Below are 16715 nucleotides of genomic sequence, written 5' to 3'. Positions count from 1 at the left end.
CGTTTGCAGTGGGCACCACCAAATTGCTCGCTGCGGAATGGAACGTGATATAACGGCCATCTCCTGAAATGAAGGGAATGTTGCTGGCTGCATCACCCTGGGCGCTGTCGGTGTTCAGGCTCACCCGCGAGGTGCCGCCCGTTGAAGGTGCGTTCACAAAGATGTCGCGAACCCCGTTGCTGTCACCCGACACCAGGTTCGTCGCAACCGACTCGAAGGTGATGAAGTTTCCGTTGGCAGAAATGGACGGCAACGTGCTGCCGGCATTGGCCTGTGCGCCGCCGGAGCTCTCGCTCACGCGCACGGTCGAGATGAAGCCCGCCTCGTCGAGCACGTCGTCGTCGTCGACGTCGCGGTCATGCAGGAAGATGTCCGAGAACCCGTTGGTATCGCCGACGATCAGGTCGGTCGCGGCCGACGCAAAGGCGACAAAACGCCCGTCCGCTGAGATCGCGGGATCGGTGCTGCCGCCGCTTGCCTCGGCACCGGCGTCATCGACGCTCACGCGCACAATGGAGAACGGATCGGTTGCCGGAAGCACCGCGTCCTGATCGAGGATACCGTCGCCGTCGGCGTCACGGTCGAGCACGAAGATGTCGTACTGGCCGTTGGTATCGCCGGCGCCGATGATGTCGTCGGAATTCGATTCATAGGCGATGTAACGACCCGTCGCCGAGATCGCGGGATTGCGGCTGACGCTGCTGGCCGCGACGTCCGAGAGGGTGTCGCTCATCGTGTCGAGCTCACCGCTCACGCGCTGGGTCACTTCCAGGTAACGGTCGCGCACCAGTACTTCGCGGTTGGCGTTGTTGGTGGTCGCACCACCGGTCGCAAGGTTCGTCGCCTGCGTATCGAACGCCACGTAGCGCCCGTCGGCGGAAATCGCCGGGTTGTCGCTGGCGGCAGCGCCGGCCTGCCCACCGGAGGTCGCGCTGATGAGTTCCACCATATTGTTGAGACGATCGAAAACATAGATGTCCCGGCGCCCGTTGCTGTCACGGTCGCTCAGGTTGTCGGCGTCGCTGGAGAAGGCCACAAAGCGTCCGTCACCGGAAATGGAGGGGCTGAAGCTCGCGCCGTCGGAGCCGCCGCCGCCGCTGGCGATGACCGTTGTGGTCGTGCGCATGTCACGCAGAATGATGTCGCGGTAGCTGTTGCCATCGCCGTTGGCCAGATCGTCTGCCACCGATTCGAAAGCGACCCAGCGCCCGTCATGCGAGATCACCGCGTTGACGCTGGCACCGTTGCCCTCTGTCGCCTGAACGCCGGAAGTCGAAACACGCGCGATGGGCGACTGCGCGCCCGGCGCGGCCTGCACGTCCACGGTAATGGACGTTGCGGGCGGAATATCCGGCAGGTTCGTCGCCGCCTGCAGGTCGATGAGCTGGTTGGAGTCGGAATTCTGGTTGAAGGTGTAGGCCACGTCGTTGAACACGGCCACGCCGTTGAAGAACGTGCGGGTCAGCGTTCCGCTGAGGACGCCGTCACTCACGCCGGCGATGCTCATGGTCACCGTCTCGGTGTTGCGCGTGATGTCCACATTGCCGACTTCGTCGATGATCGAGACCGCGAAGTAGCTCATCCCGACGCCGTTTTGCGTAATCGTCGGCGGCTGGATGGTGAACTCCATGTGGTCGGGGTCGGCCAGGCCCACCATGGGCTCGGCAAACTCGGCCGCGCTCACACCCGTTCCGGTAAATTCGATGATGATATCGTCGGGCGCAACGTCATATATCACGCCGTCGAAAGTCGCGACACCGGCCACAACAGTCTGCACGCAGGGGCAGGTCTCCACACCCGTGCCAGTCACGAGCTGCAGGGTACCATTGCCCTGCTTGAGGTTCATCGTCACGTTGAAGTCCATGACGCTGTCGAGCAGGTTGCCGGCGGAATCCTCAAGCCGGACATCGAACACGAAGCCGCCGGAGTCCGCGCTGCTCGCGCTGAAACCTGCCGGATCGGGCTGCGGCGGCGGCGTTCCACCCGGTGCGAACACGAGGGCCGAAGGCGCGCCGAAAATTTCGACCGCGATGGGCACCATCGTCGCGCGCTGGGTCAGGCCCGTCAGGCCCGGCGATTCGATCTCGACTTCAATGGCGTCGACGCCCACGCCGACAGCGATTTCATCTGCAACGACGTTGGTGAAGGTCGCCACACCGTTGACCGCCTGTACTTCCAGGGTACCCGAAAGATTGGCGGGCGAGACGTGCGCACCCTTGACCACACGCACCAGGTTGTTCGCGCCGGGAACCAGGTTGTTGCTGGCGTCGCGAATTTCAACACTGAAGCTGTTCCAGGGCTGATTCTTGGTCGCCGATGCCGGCGGCTCGGTCACAAAAGTCAGATGATCGGGCCGCGGCGTAATCGTGATCTGCTGATTGTTGATGACCGCAGTCGGAGGGCCGGCCTGCTGTGCGAAATTGACGCTGATAACTTGCGGCGGTGCGCCCGTGTTGTACGCAATTGAATCGAATGTCGCCACGCCATTCTGAACCGTTTCGGTGCAGATATTGCCGGGACAATTCACGAGGTACTCGTAGTCAGCCTCCACATTGGTTCCGTTGGGAACGGAGCGGCTGAACTCGACGCAGTTGATCGTTCCGGTGTCGTAGTCCACATCAGGGTCACTGGGGGTCGGGCCGCAGTCCGGGTTGACATCACCGCCAGTGAAATTGCCGACACCATCATCGGTCGCAACTTGCTGGAACACGCCCGGGTCAGCTGTCAGCGTTATTGAATTCGGGACCACCGGCGAAGAAGCAAGCGCAATCGCGCTGAATTCCTGCCCGCTCGCGCCGGTGCCTACGCCGATCACCTCGGGCGCCGCAACGGCCATGCCCTGGCTGAGCGTACCGCCGGGAGCGCTGAGCGTCAGCTCGATCACGCTGGAATTGTCGGTGGCAACCAGGTTGCCGAACTGGTCCTGCACTTCGATCGTGAAGCCCTGCCAGACCGAGTCAACGGGCTCACTCGAGCGCGGCGGTGTTCCAAAGACAATGCGCGCGCCGGTGCTGGGAGTAATGGTGATGGGTCCCGTGGTCCGGGCCGTCAGGTTACCGCCGGCATCCGTGAAGAGGACGGTCACGACTTCCGCCAGGTCGTAGCGAAGGTTACCGAACACAGCTTCGCCGTTGAAGGTATTCACTGTCGTCGTGCCAAGCAGGTTGCCCGTGCCGCTCGAAAGCGTCGCAACAATCTGCGCGTTCTGGTCGTCAACGAGGTTGCCGAACTGGTCCTGCACCTGCAGGATGATCGGCGCGCCCGCCAACGAATCATAGGTCGCGCTCATGGCGCTGGCATTCATCACGTTCGAGCTGAAGGTCAGGCCGACAATCTGGCCGGTTTCATAATCGATGGTCGCACCGGGAAGAATGTTGCCGTTGAAGCCACCGACGCCGTTGTCGGAAGCAAACAGGGTTCCACCCATGTCGTCCATCGCTGTGATCTGAACCGAACCGGGCACAACGCGAGAAAGCGTGTTGATGAACTCGATGGGGTTCATCGCGGTGCCGTAGGGCCCCGGACCGCCATCGCCCGTCACGGGGCTGAGATCCTGATAGATGAGCGCCTCCCCCGTGGTTGTCTGGGGGATGCCGCGCTGCCAGAGCGCGCCGGCTTCCTGGACCGTAAGAGGCCGCTCAACCAAGGGATACTGGGGGAAGCCGAGCTGCGTGGGCTCATCGGGTTGAATCACCACACCCGGATCATCCAGACGAAGCACGAATGAATACGTTGCCACGATCTGCTGACCGTTGGCCGGCGCGGTGCCGAAGAGCACATTCACGTCACCGGTGTCGTAGTCGACCGTGCCGCGCACGGTCATCGTGCCCATGTCATAGAGCGTGCCGTCACCATTCGTATCAACGATGACCTGCGTAATGCCTGCGATGCCGTCCGTGATTCGGACGGTGGTCGGCATGATGGTGTTCTGATTGAAGGTCGCGGGTTCCAGCGTGAAGCTGAAATTCGTCGTGGCGCCGTCACCAAGCCCGTGCAGCTCATTGGAACGAGTCACGCCCGAAGCGCTGCGAACCTGAACATCGGCAACCGTGGCCCGTTCGGAAATTACGCTGTCGAAAACGAGAACGCCCGAGCTGGCTGCGGTCGGTCCGGCGCCATCGAGATCGAGCACCTCCATGGTGCCCGTATCGACGGCGACAAGCTCCAACTGGGTCACGCTGTCGTCGACGATGTTTCCGATGGCATCGAGGATGTGGACCTCGGGACGTCGGGTTGTAACAAACTGCGGCCCGCCCAGCCAGGGGGCTCCCGCGGTCTGAGTGACGGAGCCGGGCGAGAGCACGGCGCCGTTGATGTCGGGGTTGTCGGCAAACACAAGCTGCGTGGCGGTCCCGGGCTGGGCCGTGATGTCAAAGGTCAGGGGATCGAGCAGCGCCATGTCGGAATCACGAAGACCGACCAACACCAGCGTGAAGGCATCCGAGCCTGTATAGTACAGGTTCGGCAATGAGCCCTCGCCATCGACCAGGGTAAAACGGCAGGGCGCCATGGCTGGATCGAGCTCGCTCGAGGTGCAAACCGTCTGCGTCATGCCGTTGTCGATGATCAGATCGCCTTCGGCATCGCGGACCTGCACGCCAACGATTGTTGTTTGATCGTCCGTGATCGGCGTGTTGAAGGTATCCTGCGCCTGGACGTTGAATGTGATCGCCGTTTCACCGGCAATCACATTGTCGGGTGGATCGGTCACGAACACCAGCTTGCTGGTGATATTCGGCGTCCCCTGCCCGATCAGCAGTTGCTGATTATTGATCGGCGAGAGGCCGGCGTTGGCCGCCGTGATTGCATAGAGAACGAGCTGCTCGCCGTTGGCATCCAGGTCGGCGTCGTCGGCGTCATAGAAAACACCGTCGATCAGCGCCACGTGGGAAAGCGGCGGATTGAGAAGTGTCGGCGTCATGTTCGTGCCACCGACGGTCACGGACATGGACTGGGTCGCGGCCTTCTGCGCAGGCGAGAGCAGACTGCTGGGAAGAAGCTCGCCGTCGTCGGCCTGAATGAAAATCGTATCGGCACGCGTCGGGTGCGGGTAAGCCGTGACCACCGCGTCGGTCGGAGCAGCATTGAGAGCCGCCACCAGGGAGTCGCGAAGGGCGACAATCGTCGGCGGCGCGCCCGGCGTCGTGACGGTAGCCGAGTCGGTGGTTTCCGTTCCCTGATCGTTGGAGACGATGTTGATGGTGTAGTTCGTGTTCGCAACCGATGCGATGATGCGAACCTGGAAGGTCAAGCTGAAGTTTTCGGTGGCAACACCGGGATTGACGAAGGTTGCCGGTTCGAACTGATCGCCCGGGTCGGTCTGGGAAAAGACCGACATCCGAATCTCCGTGGAGCCGATGGCCGAGTTGAAGGCCAGAGGATTTCCGAACGCATCGCGCACCTGCACGCCAAAGGGGGGAAGCGGCACGGCGTCGGCCCACTTGTTGGGCGGTACCGGCGGATTGCGCAGCGCAACCACCACGTCATCAGCCGTTCCCAACGTGTTGTCGGGTCCGGGAGTGAGGACGCTCCACTCTCCAGCAAACGCGAGTCGGCCGCTCGTCGTCGTCGTCGTATCCACGCCGCCGACGCCGGGTCCGCTACTGCTACAGCCGGAGGAAATGAAGGAAAATACAATCAGCGCGGCGAGCGCACCCATCCTGAGTGCGCCCTTTTTGAGCGCAGCAAAACCTGAGTTCATGAATCCCCCCCTGCCCAAGGCACGGGAACTACTCACGCCCAAAAAACCTACTGATTTCCACATACTAGCACGCTTCCCGGAGTAATCCACTCGAACTACCCTTCTCCAAATCGCCGCTCCCTGAGCGGGTTTCAGAGGCACGCGGCCCTGAATGCCGCGTCCCTGCTGGTCAAACGGCGCACACCCCCCTGAGATGTACGCAACGAGAGAAAACCTCGCCCCCTCTCACCCCCATGGTGATTGGGCTCACGCGTGATTTTCTCCAAACGCCAAGACGGGGGACAACCCTGCTATCAGGTAGCCCCCCACCTCTGGTTTCATCCTCAATTGTGCCTGCCTGGGTCGTCCCGTCGGAGACGTCCCGGCATTCCAGGCGGCGCTGCGGACTCCATGCGTTCCCTGCCTCGCCGCCCGTGTCCGCTAGTTGCAGCTGAACGTCATGATGACTTCCATGCCCTCGCCCGACGGGGAGGAAGGCACGACCGCCACTTGCCGCGTAAAGCTCGAACCCGTCGGAACCGCTGAAAAATCGACGCCGAACGCGTCGGTCCCGTTGATGGGATCGACTGAAATCACCAGATACGAGACGCCGTCGTCGCCGGTGCGCACCAGCGCACTGCCGGTCTGCGTACCCAGCACGAGGCCCGGATCGATGAAGAAGTTGGCCAGCGAACTCGTGGAGTGCTGAACGACCAGGTCGGAATCGATTCCAAAGATGGTTACCAGTGCGTTGGTCACCGGCTCCACATTCGGCGCGCCGCCGAAGTTGTCGAGAACCGTGTCCGAACCGAATTCGATCTGCCCGAGGTCGGCGTCTTCCTTGCTCACGATGAGCTGAATATACAGGGCTGCTCCAACCATGTTGCAGGTCGTGCCGCCGCCTGTAGGGGTACTGGTGAACTCGTACTCGATGGTTTCGCCGTTGTTGATCGAAACCGAGCCCAGACCGGGCGCAGCGGGCTCGCCGCAACTGGCCAAGCTGATCGCCACCAAGGCAACAAGGAGCGCTGAGAAGCTTTTTGCCGCTCGCATCCAATGGCTTATGTTCTGGAAACCCGCTCTCATATTACAATTCTTGTCCATGTCCGTCCAGTCCTCTAAAAACTGCAATCGATTCAGCTAGTTACGCACAATCTGCGGAGTCATGAAGATCAGGATCTCCTGACGCTCGTCGCTCCATTCCCGGGTGCGGAACATGTAACCGAGGAAGGGAATCTTGTTGAAATAGGGCACGGCGATCTCGTTGAAACCGTCCTGCACCCGCACAATGCCACCGATCACGACCGTGTGGCCGTCACGCACCAGGAGCTCGGTATTGGCCTCGTTCTTGTTGATGGCCGGGTTACCGAACGCCGTGGGGATGGCGACGTTGATCGTGTTGTCGAACACATCGAGGTCCATGATCACCGAGTTATCCGAGGTGATCTGGGGCTTGACCTTCACACCGAGCACCGCCTCGACGAAGGTCGTTGAAATCGTGCCGCCCTGTACCGTGGTAATCGGCACGGAAATACCGGTCTTGATCTCGGCTTCCTTGTTGTCGAGCACCGAGATGCGCGGGCTGGCCACCAGGCGGCCCTGACCGGAGGTCTCCACCGCGGAGAGCACCACGTCCAGATTGAACGCGTCCGAGAGGGTGCCGAAGCTGAAGCCCATGGAGGAACCCGCACGCTGACCGACACCGGTCACCGGCAGGTCAACCAGGAAGTTGTTCTGGATGACGTTGTTGCCCAGGTTGTTGCCAACCGAGGGGCTCGAGAGGAAACGACCGCCCCACTGAACACCCAGTTCGCGGGCGAAGGTGAGGGTCGTCGTGACGATGCGCGACTCGATGAGCACCTGACCGGTCTGGGTATCCAGCGCGCGGACGGTCTCGATGGCCTGGTCGATGCTGCGACGGATGTCCTTGATGAGCAGCGCGTTGGTGCGCTCATCGACGGTCACCGTGCCGCGCGGGGAGAGAATCTCCTGAATGCGCGGCTGCAGGTCGCCGGCATCGGCGTAGTTGACGGGAACGATCTGGAAGGCCAGCGGCTCAAGCTGTTCCTGCGTCTGCTGGGCGGCCAGACGAGCCTCTTCCTCGGCGGCAAGCTGCTCTGCCGGGGCAATGCGGATCACGTTGCCGATCACCTTCTTGCCCAGGCCGTTGGTCTCCAGAATGATGTCCAGCGCCTGGTCCCAGGGGACGTTCTTCAGGGTGATGGACACCGTGCCCTGCACGTCGGCAGCGGCAATGATGTTGAGCTGGCTGACCTCGGCGATGAGCTGCAGCACGTCGCGGATGTCGGCCTCGCGGAATTCAAGCGAGATCTTGCGACCCTGATAGGTCTGGCCCGAGTCCAGCTCCCCGGCGGGCGTGCCGGCCAGAGAGAAGGTATCGGTCGCGACGTCTTCGGCGGCGCTGCTGCCGATGTCGAAGGTCTCGAGTTCGCCCACGTTGGTTTCCACCTCGTCCACCGCAACGCTCGGGGCGGCCGCTTCACCGGCGGGTGCAGCCTCCGCCACGCCCTTGGCAGCGGACTTGGTCGGGAAGTCGAGATAGAGCGCACCATCTTCGCGGCGCAGCTCATAGGGGGTGCGCTCGCGCAGGGCAATGACCACACGGCCCTGTTCACCGGCGGGAACCGCTTCAACAAAGGACTTCACCATCGAAACCGGTCCCACGTAGCGGGAGGTATCGAGGGCGCGAATCAGATCCTGGGAGAGCGTAGCGTTGAGCACGCGCACCGTGACTTCGGTGTCGGCGCTGTCGACCACTTCGGTCTGCAGGTCGCCGGCATAGCTGATCTTCACCGAGGTGGTCTCCTTGCCCGGCAGGAAGTCGACGCCCGTCACACGCACGACCTTCTCGGGCGTGGTGTCGGCGGCGGCAACCGGGTAGGCGGCCACGGCGGCGGTATCGGAACCGGCGCCAGAATCGAAATCGAAGGCACCAAGGTCGTCCTCGGCAGGCGCCTCTTCCATCGCGGTTTCAGCGGCGGGCTCGGCCGCGGGCTCGCTGGCGAAGAAATCGTCAACGGGCTCTTCCGCAGCGGGTTCTTCCGCCATGGCCATGGAGGCTTCCTCGGCCGGGGCTTCTTCACTGGCAAAGAAATCTTCTTCGGCTGCCGGGGCTGCCTCCGCCACGGGGGCGGCGGGCGGAACGCCGAGGCCGGCGGTCACCTGGTTGCCCGCACGGGCGACATTGGCTTCGAAGTTGGGAATCTGATGCTCAACGATGATGCGCACACGATCGGGCAGTTCGCTGATGACAACGCTGTTTACATCCGTTGCGCTGGAGACATCGGCGCTCTCGCTGCCGGTTCCATTGGTCAGGTTCGGCAGGTCGATAACCAGGCGCTCGGGATTATCGAGCGTGAAGGAATCATGCTCCTGAATCTCACCATCGGCGGTAATGACGAGTTGATCGCCATTGACGCTGACGCTGGTCACAGTCGTTGCCGGGCCCGCGTTCTCGGTCGTGGCAGCGGCGGGAGCGGCTGCCACAGCGGCGAACTCGTCACCGGCGGGCTCTTCTTCAAAGCTGAAGGCCTCTTCGGCAAAGGGATCGCCCTCGGCCGCAAAGGGGTCTTCTTCGGATGCGAAGGGATCTTCTTCGGCCGCAAACGGGTCGGCTTCGGCCGCGAATGGATCGTCTTCGGCCGCGGCGGTTTCGCCCTCGGCGTTGATGTCTTCTTCGAATGCGAAATCGTCGGCTCCCGGCGCGGGCGGTTCTTCGGCGAACTCACCGCCCTCGCCGCCCTTGATGCTGACGACCAGGGCATTGCCTTCCTCGCGGCTTTCATAAAGAGCGTTCGCCGTCAGCGTAATCTGCACGCGCGCGATGGCACCCGCGGCAGTCTCGTTGACGGTGATTTCCTCGATCATGTCGCTGGTAGAGGCAATGGTCGGAGAAATGGCCGAGACATCGCTGTTGGCAATGTCCACCACAAGCCGGACCGGATCGGTCAGCTTGTAGATCTTGGCATCGGGAACGCTCGTGCCGTTGATGGCGACTTCCACTCCGTCAGGTCCGGGCGTGACGTCGATACTCGTGATCTGGTTCCGCTCCGGAGCCGGCGGCGCCTCTGGCGTCTTGCTACCGCAGCCGAGCAGGCCCACGACCATGCACATCGCGACGATTGCGCCGACCCAGCTCTGTTTCCACGTTTCCCTCATGGCTTTCTCCTAAACCCGAAACCTTCTAAAGCATCTTGTGGAGCCGCCTGGCGGCTGCCCACCCCGGAATCACCATCCGGTTATTGCATTTTCAAGCTCGTCTCGATGTACTTGTATCCGCGCGTGATTTCGTCGCGATAACGCTCCTTGATGATGATCTCATCAGTGCGAATCGCGATGACACGACCGTGGTTCTTCCCGATCGGCGTGCCACGACGGATGGTGTAGTAATCTCCACCAGCTTTCACTTTCGCTCTTGCATCACGAATCCCGGAAATGATTCCGAGTACGTGGATTTCACTCAAGTCGTAGTATTCCAGGGGGCCCTTGATCCCGTCGGCCTCATCGAGAATCTCGACGTAAGGCTCAAACGGATCGGGCAGGATGTCGGGGCGGTAATCGAACACTTCCACCGCTTCCTCGGCTGCCTGCGCGGCTTCGGGCTTCGCCTCAACCTTGACCTTCTTGGCCGGAGGCGGCGTTGCAGGCGCTGCCGGCGCCTTTTCCTCTTCGCAGGCACCGACAAAGAGGACCATCGCGCCCATCACGACCGCAAGGACTGCGTTGCGCAAACCGTCCCTTTGTTGCCTTGCCTGCTTCATGGTCTTTCCCTTTGCCATCATCCGTTCAACTCGTTGCTACTCGCGCATCCGGCTCGCCGGTACCGCGGTCTGCTATTTCTTCTTGCCCTTGGTCGCGGCCGCCTGTTTCTCAACGGCCATGTAGGTCGTCACGGTAAAGGTCGCTTCCAGCATGTTGGTGCCGCCCTTGCGCTTGAGATCCAGGTTCGAGACATTGATGATTCGTGTCTGCCCCGCCAGTTCATTGAAGAACAACCCGAAGGCGTGATACTTGCCGCTCATGGTGAGCTGTAGCGGAATCTCCGCATAGAAATCGCGGGTGGAAGTCTTCTGCGGCACGATCTTCGTGAACTGCAGGCCGTTGTCCTTGCCGATGCGGGTGATCTGCTCGATCAGCAGGTCTACGCGCGGATCGGGCGGAAGCTGGTCCTGCGCCTGGGCAAGCTGCTCCTTGAGCTGCTCAACCTCTTCGATGAATGTGTCGATCTGGCTGGCGATGTTCTGCGTCTGCACCAGTTTGGTGTGCAACTGCTCGTACGCCGCCTTCTTCTTCTCGAGCTCCCGCTCACCCTCGGTATAGAAACCCACGTAGTAGATCATGACGATCACGACGTAGATGCCCACCAGGATGCCGGCGCGGATCGGCGTCGGGAGCTTGAGGAATTTGTCGAGTATCTCTTTGGGATCCATTTCCTGCTTGCCTTCCGCCTAGCTGGAGAGCTTCACTGCCGTCACCAGGGAGAATTCCACGTAGCCGCGAAGCGTGCCCTGCGGGGGCGAGCCTTCGTTGCCGGTGAGTTCCCTGATGCGTACATTGCTGATGTGTTCCTGATTTTTGAGCTTCTGGGCGAAGTCGATCACCGTCGATTCCGCATCCGCGATGCCCTTCATCTCCAGCGATGAACTCGAAAGTTTCATTTCGTTGAGCCAGAGCTTGATCGGCTTGGAAACGCCGAGCTCCGCCATGAGACGCACGGGACCCGTGCGATCCTTCACCAGCTTCTGGATGACGTCGAGTTTTTCCTGAAGCTGCGCCTTCTGCTGCTTGAAGCTCTCGATCTTCTTCACGGTCGAATCGAGCTGGCGGAGCTTGGCCTGGGTGTCGGCCGTGTTCTGCTCCACCTTGGCAATCTGCGAGTTGATGCTGTTGCTCATCCAGCCGACGGTCACGACCGAGAGCAACAGAACTGCAACGGCCATGATGATCTGCTGACGCAGTTGGAGCTGCTTCCTGGTGACCTTGACTGGTACGAGGTTGATCCGGATCATTTGTCGCCAACCCTCCGAACAGCCAGGCCCACGGCAACGGCGGCCTGCGGGCCGACCTCTGCCAGGTATTCCGTGGAATATTCCTTCTCATCGAACTGGACCGAGTTGAACGGGTTCGCCAGTTCGACAGGGATGTTGATACGTTCTTGCAGGGCGCGGGCCAGGCCGGGAATCTTGCAGGAACCGCCGGCAAGGTAGACCTTGCTGATGGCCTGGTCGGCGGCCGTCGCCAGGAAGAAGTCGATGGACTTCTGAACGTCGCCGACCACCTGATCGACGACGGTATTGATGATGTTGGAGACTTCCTGCGGGATGACTTCGTCGCCGGCTTCGTCGGCGCGCTTGCCCACCTTCAGGGTCTCGGCCTCTTCATAAGAGACATTGAGCTGCTTCTGAATTTCCTCTGTGAGGATGTTGCCACCGGTGGCAACGTCGCGGGTAAAGACCGAAACGCCGCTCTGCACCACGTTGATGGTGGTGACCGCGGCGCCGATGTTCACCAGGGCGACGATTTCGCCCTCGTTGATCTCGTAGTTGACCTCATACATGTTCTCGAGGGTGAACGCATCGATGTCGATGATCGCGGCATTGAGGCCGGCTTCGGCCACCACCGCGGTGTAGTCATTGATGAGATCGCGCTTGGCGGCCACCAGGAGCACGTCCATGTTGCCGCCCTCGTCGGGCTCTCTCGAGAGAATCTGGAAGTCCAGATTCACGTCGTTGATGTCGAAGGGAACGTACTGTTCGGCTTCATACTTGATGGACTCCTGCAATTGCTCGGAATCCATGAACGGCAGGTTGATCTTCTTGATGATCACGGAGTGGCCCGACACGCTGGTCGCGACCTCTTTTTCCTTGATCTTGAGTTCCGCGACAAGCTCCAGAATCGTATCCGCGACGGCCGAGGCGTTCATGATGGCGCCGTCGACGATCGCTTCCGAAGGCAGGGGTTTAATCCCCAGCTTCAGGAGCTTGTATCCCTTCTTGGTAGGCTTCAGGACAACGGCCTTGACCGAACTGGTCCCAATATCGAGCCCGATGACGTTTTTACTTTTTCCAAATAGCATCGTGGTTTACTCGAAAAATACCTTGTCCTTGTCGCTGAGCCGGAAACCCAATGCGAGAACGATCTTGCGCTTGGTGTCGATCCGGCAATCAAAACCGCTCTCGATCCGATCGATCGTGAGCGGGCTGACGCCGGCCTTCCTCGCAAGAGCAGCCTTGCTGAGCATTTGCGCCTCGCGAAGATCCCGGACGTTATTCTGGTGCCGGGATGGCACTTCGTCGGATTTCTTTTTGCTCATTACCAGCCTACCCAAACCCTGCGCAGAATGAGTGTGACGAAACACACGGGACTTCTACGCTCACCACCAAAATAGCAGTAGGCACATTCCTGGTTGGAACTATAACGTGGGGGAACAATGTCCATTATGCTGAAGTGCGTTTAAGTGTCAAGTAGTTTTTTAAAATTAGGCCTCAATTATGCGTAATTATACATAATTATAGGATTCACTCCCCCGCTCCGGAAACCCTAAAGCCGGTTTGCGGCGTCCAGAATGAGTGGAAGCAGCAGGTTTGCGATTTCCTCGTTGGCCCCGGCGTTGAAGTGGATATCGTTGGGCAAAAAGGGGTCATCGGGGAGGTTTTCACGGCTCAGAAGCAGTGTGGGGACTTTTCGCGCGGCCGCGGCGTCCGTCAGGGGGCGCAGATGGCCGCCCTCGCTGGCGACCAGGTAGGCGGGAAAGGGGATGATCAGCTCGATGGGCTGTGCGCCGGAGCGCCGGATCTCGTCGGCAAACTCGCCCCATTGGCCCGCATAGTCCGAAATCAGGCGCGAGAAGTCGTCCCCGGCATGCAGGCTGGCGAAGTCGAGCTGCCGGGTGTCCCAGCGAGCCCATTCGTAGCGCCAGGCCATCGCCAGCTTCAGCCGGATCGAGGCCAGCCCGATTCCAATCAGATAGAGGCGATCCCGGTAGAAGGTCCCGATCAGCTCATTGAGCGTGCCCGCCAACTGGTAGGGATCGTCACCATAGTACTGATGCACCACGATTCGGGGCGATCCGCCCAGCGCCTCGTGCAGGGAGCGGAAACGCTCGCGCTCTCTCACCAGGTGGGAGCCGACCTCCCCGCCGTTGTAGACGCAGGCGTCCAGGCGCCCTGGCAGTTTGCGCGCGATCACCTGGGGCAAAGCCTCTTCCTGCGAGAGATACTGGCCGAAGGTAAAGGAGTCTCCCAGGAAGAGGATCGGTACCCGGCAACGGACCCCGGAGGGTTCAGGGGCACGGTCGCCCTGCCCGTTCAGGCGGAATGCTCCGGGCTCAAACAGCCAGGTCGGCCCCTTGGCCCAGTATCCCTCGGTGCACTCGCCCTGCAGACTGCCCGGGCAGGGATGCTGCTCAACCGCGCCAAAGGGCACGAAACCCAGCCAGCGGCAGGTCAGCTCCACAAGCCCGAGCAACACGAGGGAGGCCGCGACGAGCCACGCCCCATACTGCAGCGCAGGGAGCCATGGGCGCTGCGTGGACTTTCCCGGTCTCTGTGGCGCGGCGCTCTCTTCCACGTGTTCTCCCCTCAGCGACCCCACCCTGCATGCGCGAACGGGGTGGCTGAATCACAGCATAGGTGCTTGAGACGCAATCGAGCCTACTTTTGCCCCCGCCCCAAACGCAAACAGCGACCCCGGTTTCCCGGCGGTCGCTGCCTGACTCGATGTTGCTCAAAGGTGCTTTAACTAAAGATGTCGCTTCAAGGGTGCTTTGCTTTCAGAGCTGACTGACAAGGATGGAAAAGTCCGCGGGGCGCCTTCCGGGCCCGTTGGGCCCTCAAGACAAGATGTTCAAGCAAAGATGTCTTCTCAGGGATGCGGCACGTGTTGAGAAGGCGCCCCGACGAGTTCTGTTTACTGTCCTTAGTCACCGTTGACTGCCTTGGCGGCGTCCGAACCGCTGAAGTCCGAACGGGCCTCGGTGAGTGCGGAATCGATGGTGATGGCCTCTTCGCCCTTGAAAAACCGGGCGCGGCCGTCGCGGATGATCTTGTAACGCTCCAGAAAAGGTCGTTGGAGGAATTCCCTGGCGCTCTCGCGGGCAGGGCGACCGGTAAAGGAATCGACGACCCGGACGGTGTCGTATTCGCAACGCACGCGCAGAGGTTTGTCCTCCATCGCGGAATCGGCAGTGGCATAGAGTTCAATTTCAATACGCATGGGGCTCAAGTCCTTCGCTCTCCGTAGTTGCCCGAATTGATCCGATCCGAAAATGCCGTCGATGGTGTTGCGTGCGTGCTGTGTTTTGGCTGGCCCAGCAAAAGGGCCAAATTTCCGACCGAAGCCTCACCCCACTACCTAGCGAAGGTCGTGCCAAAGAGAGCGGCGCTAAAAAATTTATAACCTGCTGATTTTACTGCGCTTATCCAGATACGTGATGGCGCTCACCAGACTGGAAAGCGTCAAACGCACCGGCGGCATGTCAAAGTTTGGGCGTTTCGGGGGCCGATTTCAGGTCCCGGCCTCAACCGCCGCCTTTTTGGCGACCGCTGCACCAGGTTGGAGCGGTTCCTTGCCCGTGATGATCCGGCCGATGTTGCGAAGCGGAATCAGGTAGGCGTCGATCAGGGTCGGATGCTCCTGGGCGAGCCCCTCGGCCACGCCGAAGGTGATTTCCTCGCGCCCCTTGGGCAGGTAGAGGCTGCCGAAGAGCCAGTCCCACAGGGAGAGAATCTCCCCGTAGTTCTTGTTGAAGTGCTTTGGATCGACGCTGTGGTGGATCTGGTGCATCGCCGGGCTCATGAACACCCGCCCCAGAGCCGAGCCCCAGTGGAACCAGATGTGCGAGTGGCGCAGGTTCGCCCCGAAGAAGCGGAAAATGCTGTAGACCAGATTTCCGCCAAAAATCGTGATTGTCGCCATCTCCCCCACGAACACGTAGGCCATCACGCCCTGGGTGAGTGCGCGGATCGGCGTGCCGATGATGCCGCCCACCAGATCGTAGAGCGGGTGCTTGCGAAAGAGCGTGATCGGCGTGAGTACCTCGGCCGTGTGGTGCACGCGGTGGAGCTCCCACAAAATTTTGACGTTGTGGCTGATCATGTGGGTCAGGTAGCTCGAAAAGTCCGACGAGAGCCCGATCACGATCGTCCCCACGATGAGCGCGCCCGGCGTCCACTGGCTGTCTGGATTGGGATTGCCGAACATCAGGACCATGAACCGGTTGACCAGCGCCGCCAGCCCCACCGTGCCCGCCAGCCAGAAGAGCCGCAGGAAGGCCTTCACGAATCCGTTGGCCAGAAAGATCTGGTAATCCACGACGGCCGAGGGATGGGTGTACATTTCCTTGGGAAAGCAGAAATGGAAGAAACGGCCCAGGTGAAAATGCCCGTCGCCGTCTTTTTCAGCGGGTAGGTAAAAGCGCCGGTAGCTCCAGGCCGCCATGAGCAGACACATCGCGCTGTAGATCCAGAACAGGTGGGACTGCCCGTTGAGCGGGGCCATCACGATCCCGCTCATGCCTTCCCAGATGCTCGAAAACGTATTTTTTAGAAGCTCCGGCAATGCCCTGCACCTTCATCTGCAAGCGGGCTCCGGCCCGCGCGGACAATTCTAGCAGCCCCGGCAAGGGGTTGTCGCCAGCGGGGCCCGGTTGTCGTTCTGCTTCGTTTTTACTTCTCCAATCTCGTTTACATTTTCCAAAAATTTTTTCCTGTGGCTGAGGGAACGCGTCACGGCGGCGCCCGAGAAAGCCCATCATTCCCTGCTCCCCCTCCGGGGGAGCTGCCGCCAAAGGCGGCTGAGGGGGTCGCGGCAGGGCGATCAGATTTCTTTTGCGCAGTCTGGATCACCCCCTCAGTCCCCTTCGGGGACAGCTCCCCCGCAGGGGGAGCTGGGATGGTTGGTTTCCCGTAGCCCACCCGCTCCGCCAGCGCCCGGCTCCGCGACAAAATCCAGCGCGCGGCCTGGAGCTGCAGCGGCGCCGGTCCATCGAGCAGCGCCAGAAAGATGCTCGCCGTGG

The 16715-nt window shown here is 61.1% G+C and carries 11 protein-coding genes; all 11 read right to left on the bottom strand.

Annotation, left to right across the window (positions count from 1 at the left end; genetic code table 11):
• On the bottom strand, window positions 1–5701 hold a 5701-nt coding region (locus KDH09_00065), incomplete at its 3' end, for a PD40 domain-containing protein (protein MCB0218058.1).
• Window positions 5702–6121: 420 nt separating this feature from the next.
• Window positions 6122–6691 carry a hypothetical protein gene (locus tag KDH09_00060; protein MCB0218057.1) on the bottom strand — a complete coding sequence of 190 codons (570 nt, stop codon included), beginning with the start codon at window positions 6689–6691 and terminating at the stop codon, window positions 6122–6124.
• A gap of 129 nt (window positions 6692–6820) precedes the next feature.
• Window positions 6821–9859 (bottom strand): type IV pilus secretin PilQ, encoded by a 3039-nt coding sequence (gene pilQ / locus KDH09_00055; protein ID MCB0218056.1) that lies wholly within the window; start codon window positions 9857–9859, stop codon window positions 6821–6823.
• 80 nt (window positions 9860–9939) lie between these two features.
• Window positions 9940–10479: a pilus assembly protein PilP gene (locus KDH09_00050; GenBank protein ID MCB0218055.1), complete on the bottom strand. Its 540-nt coding sequence runs from the start codon at window positions 10477–10479 to the stop codon at window positions 9940–9942.
• Window positions 10480–10533: 54 nt separating this feature from the next.
• Entirely contained in the window at window positions 10534–11130 is a 597-nt protein-coding gene (gene pilO / locus KDH09_00045) for a type 4a pilus biogenesis protein PilO (protein MCB0218054.1), read from the bottom strand.
• An 18-nt stretch (window positions 11131–11148) separates the two neighbouring features.
• Entirely contained in the window at window positions 11149–11709 is a 561-nt protein-coding gene (locus tag KDH09_00040) for a PilN domain-containing protein (protein MCB0218053.1), read from the bottom strand.
• Complete coding sequence (pilM, locus tag KDH09_00035) at window positions 11706–12776, bottom strand: type IV pilus assembly protein PilM (GenBank protein ID MCB0218052.1); 1071 nt, start codon at window positions 12774–12776, stop codon at window positions 11706–11708. The genes KDH09_00040 and pilM overlap by 4 nt, the downstream gene beginning before the upstream one ends.
• Before the next feature lie 6 nt (window positions 12777–12782).
• Window positions 12783–13013 (bottom strand): helix-turn-helix transcriptional regulator, encoded by a 231-nt coding sequence (locus KDH09_00030; protein MCB0218051.1) that lies wholly within the window; start codon window positions 13011–13013, stop codon window positions 12783–12785.
• A 227-nt stretch (window positions 13014–13240) separates the two neighbouring features.
• Window positions 13241–14269: an SGNH/GDSL hydrolase family protein gene (locus KDH09_00025; protein MCB0218050.1), complete on the bottom strand. Its 1029-nt coding sequence runs from the start codon at window positions 14267–14269 to the stop codon at window positions 13241–13243.
• A gap of 348 nt (window positions 14270–14617) precedes the next feature.
• Window positions 14618–14914 (bottom strand): hypothetical protein, encoded by a 297-nt coding sequence (locus tag KDH09_00020; GenBank protein ID MCB0218049.1) that lies wholly within the window; start codon window positions 14912–14914, stop codon window positions 14618–14620.
• A 291-nt stretch (window positions 14915–15205) separates the two neighbouring features.
• Window positions 15206–16258 (bottom strand): sterol desaturase family protein, encoded by a 1053-nt coding sequence (locus KDH09_00015; GenBank protein MCB0218048.1) that lies wholly within the window; start codon window positions 16256–16258, stop codon window positions 15206–15208.
• Window positions 16259–16715 lie beyond the last annotated feature (457 nt).

It is taken from the genome of Chrysiogenia bacterium (genome assembly GCA_020434085.1).
In the GTDB taxonomy this organism is placed as follows: Bacteria; JAGRBM01; JAGRBM01; order JAGRBM01; family JAGRBM01; genus JAGRBM01.
This window is presented reverse-complemented; position numbering and strand designations above follow the sequence as displayed.

Bases quoted from the DNA above. Each gene is read 5' to 3' on its own strand.
- pilQ (MCB0218056.1), bottom strand. From the start codon at position 9,859: ATGAGGGAAACGTGGAAACAGAGCTGGGTCGGCGCAATCGTCGCGATG.
- KDH09_00040 (MCB0218053.1), bottom strand. From the start codon at position 11,709: ATGATCCGGATCAACCTCGTACCAGTCAAGGTCACCAGGAAGCAGCTC.
- KDH09_00030 (MCB0218051.1), bottom strand. From the start codon at position 13,013: ATGAGCAAAAAGAAATCCGACGAAGTGCCATCCCGGCACCAGAATAAC.
- KDH09_00050 (MCB0218055.1), bottom strand. From the start codon at position 10,479: ATGGCAAAGGGAAAGACCATGAAGCAGGCAAGGCAACAAAGGGACGGT.
- pilM (MCB0218052.1), bottom strand. From the start codon at position 12,776: ATGCTATTTGGAAAAAGTAAAAACGTCATCGGGCTCGATATTGGGACC.
- pilO (MCB0218054.1), bottom strand. From the start codon at position 11,130: ATGGATCCCAAAGAGATACTCGACAAATTCCTCAAGCTCCCGACGCCG.
- KDH09_00020 (MCB0218049.1), bottom strand. From the start codon at position 14,914: ATGCGTATTGAAATTGAACTCTATGCCACTGCCGATTCCGCGATGGAG.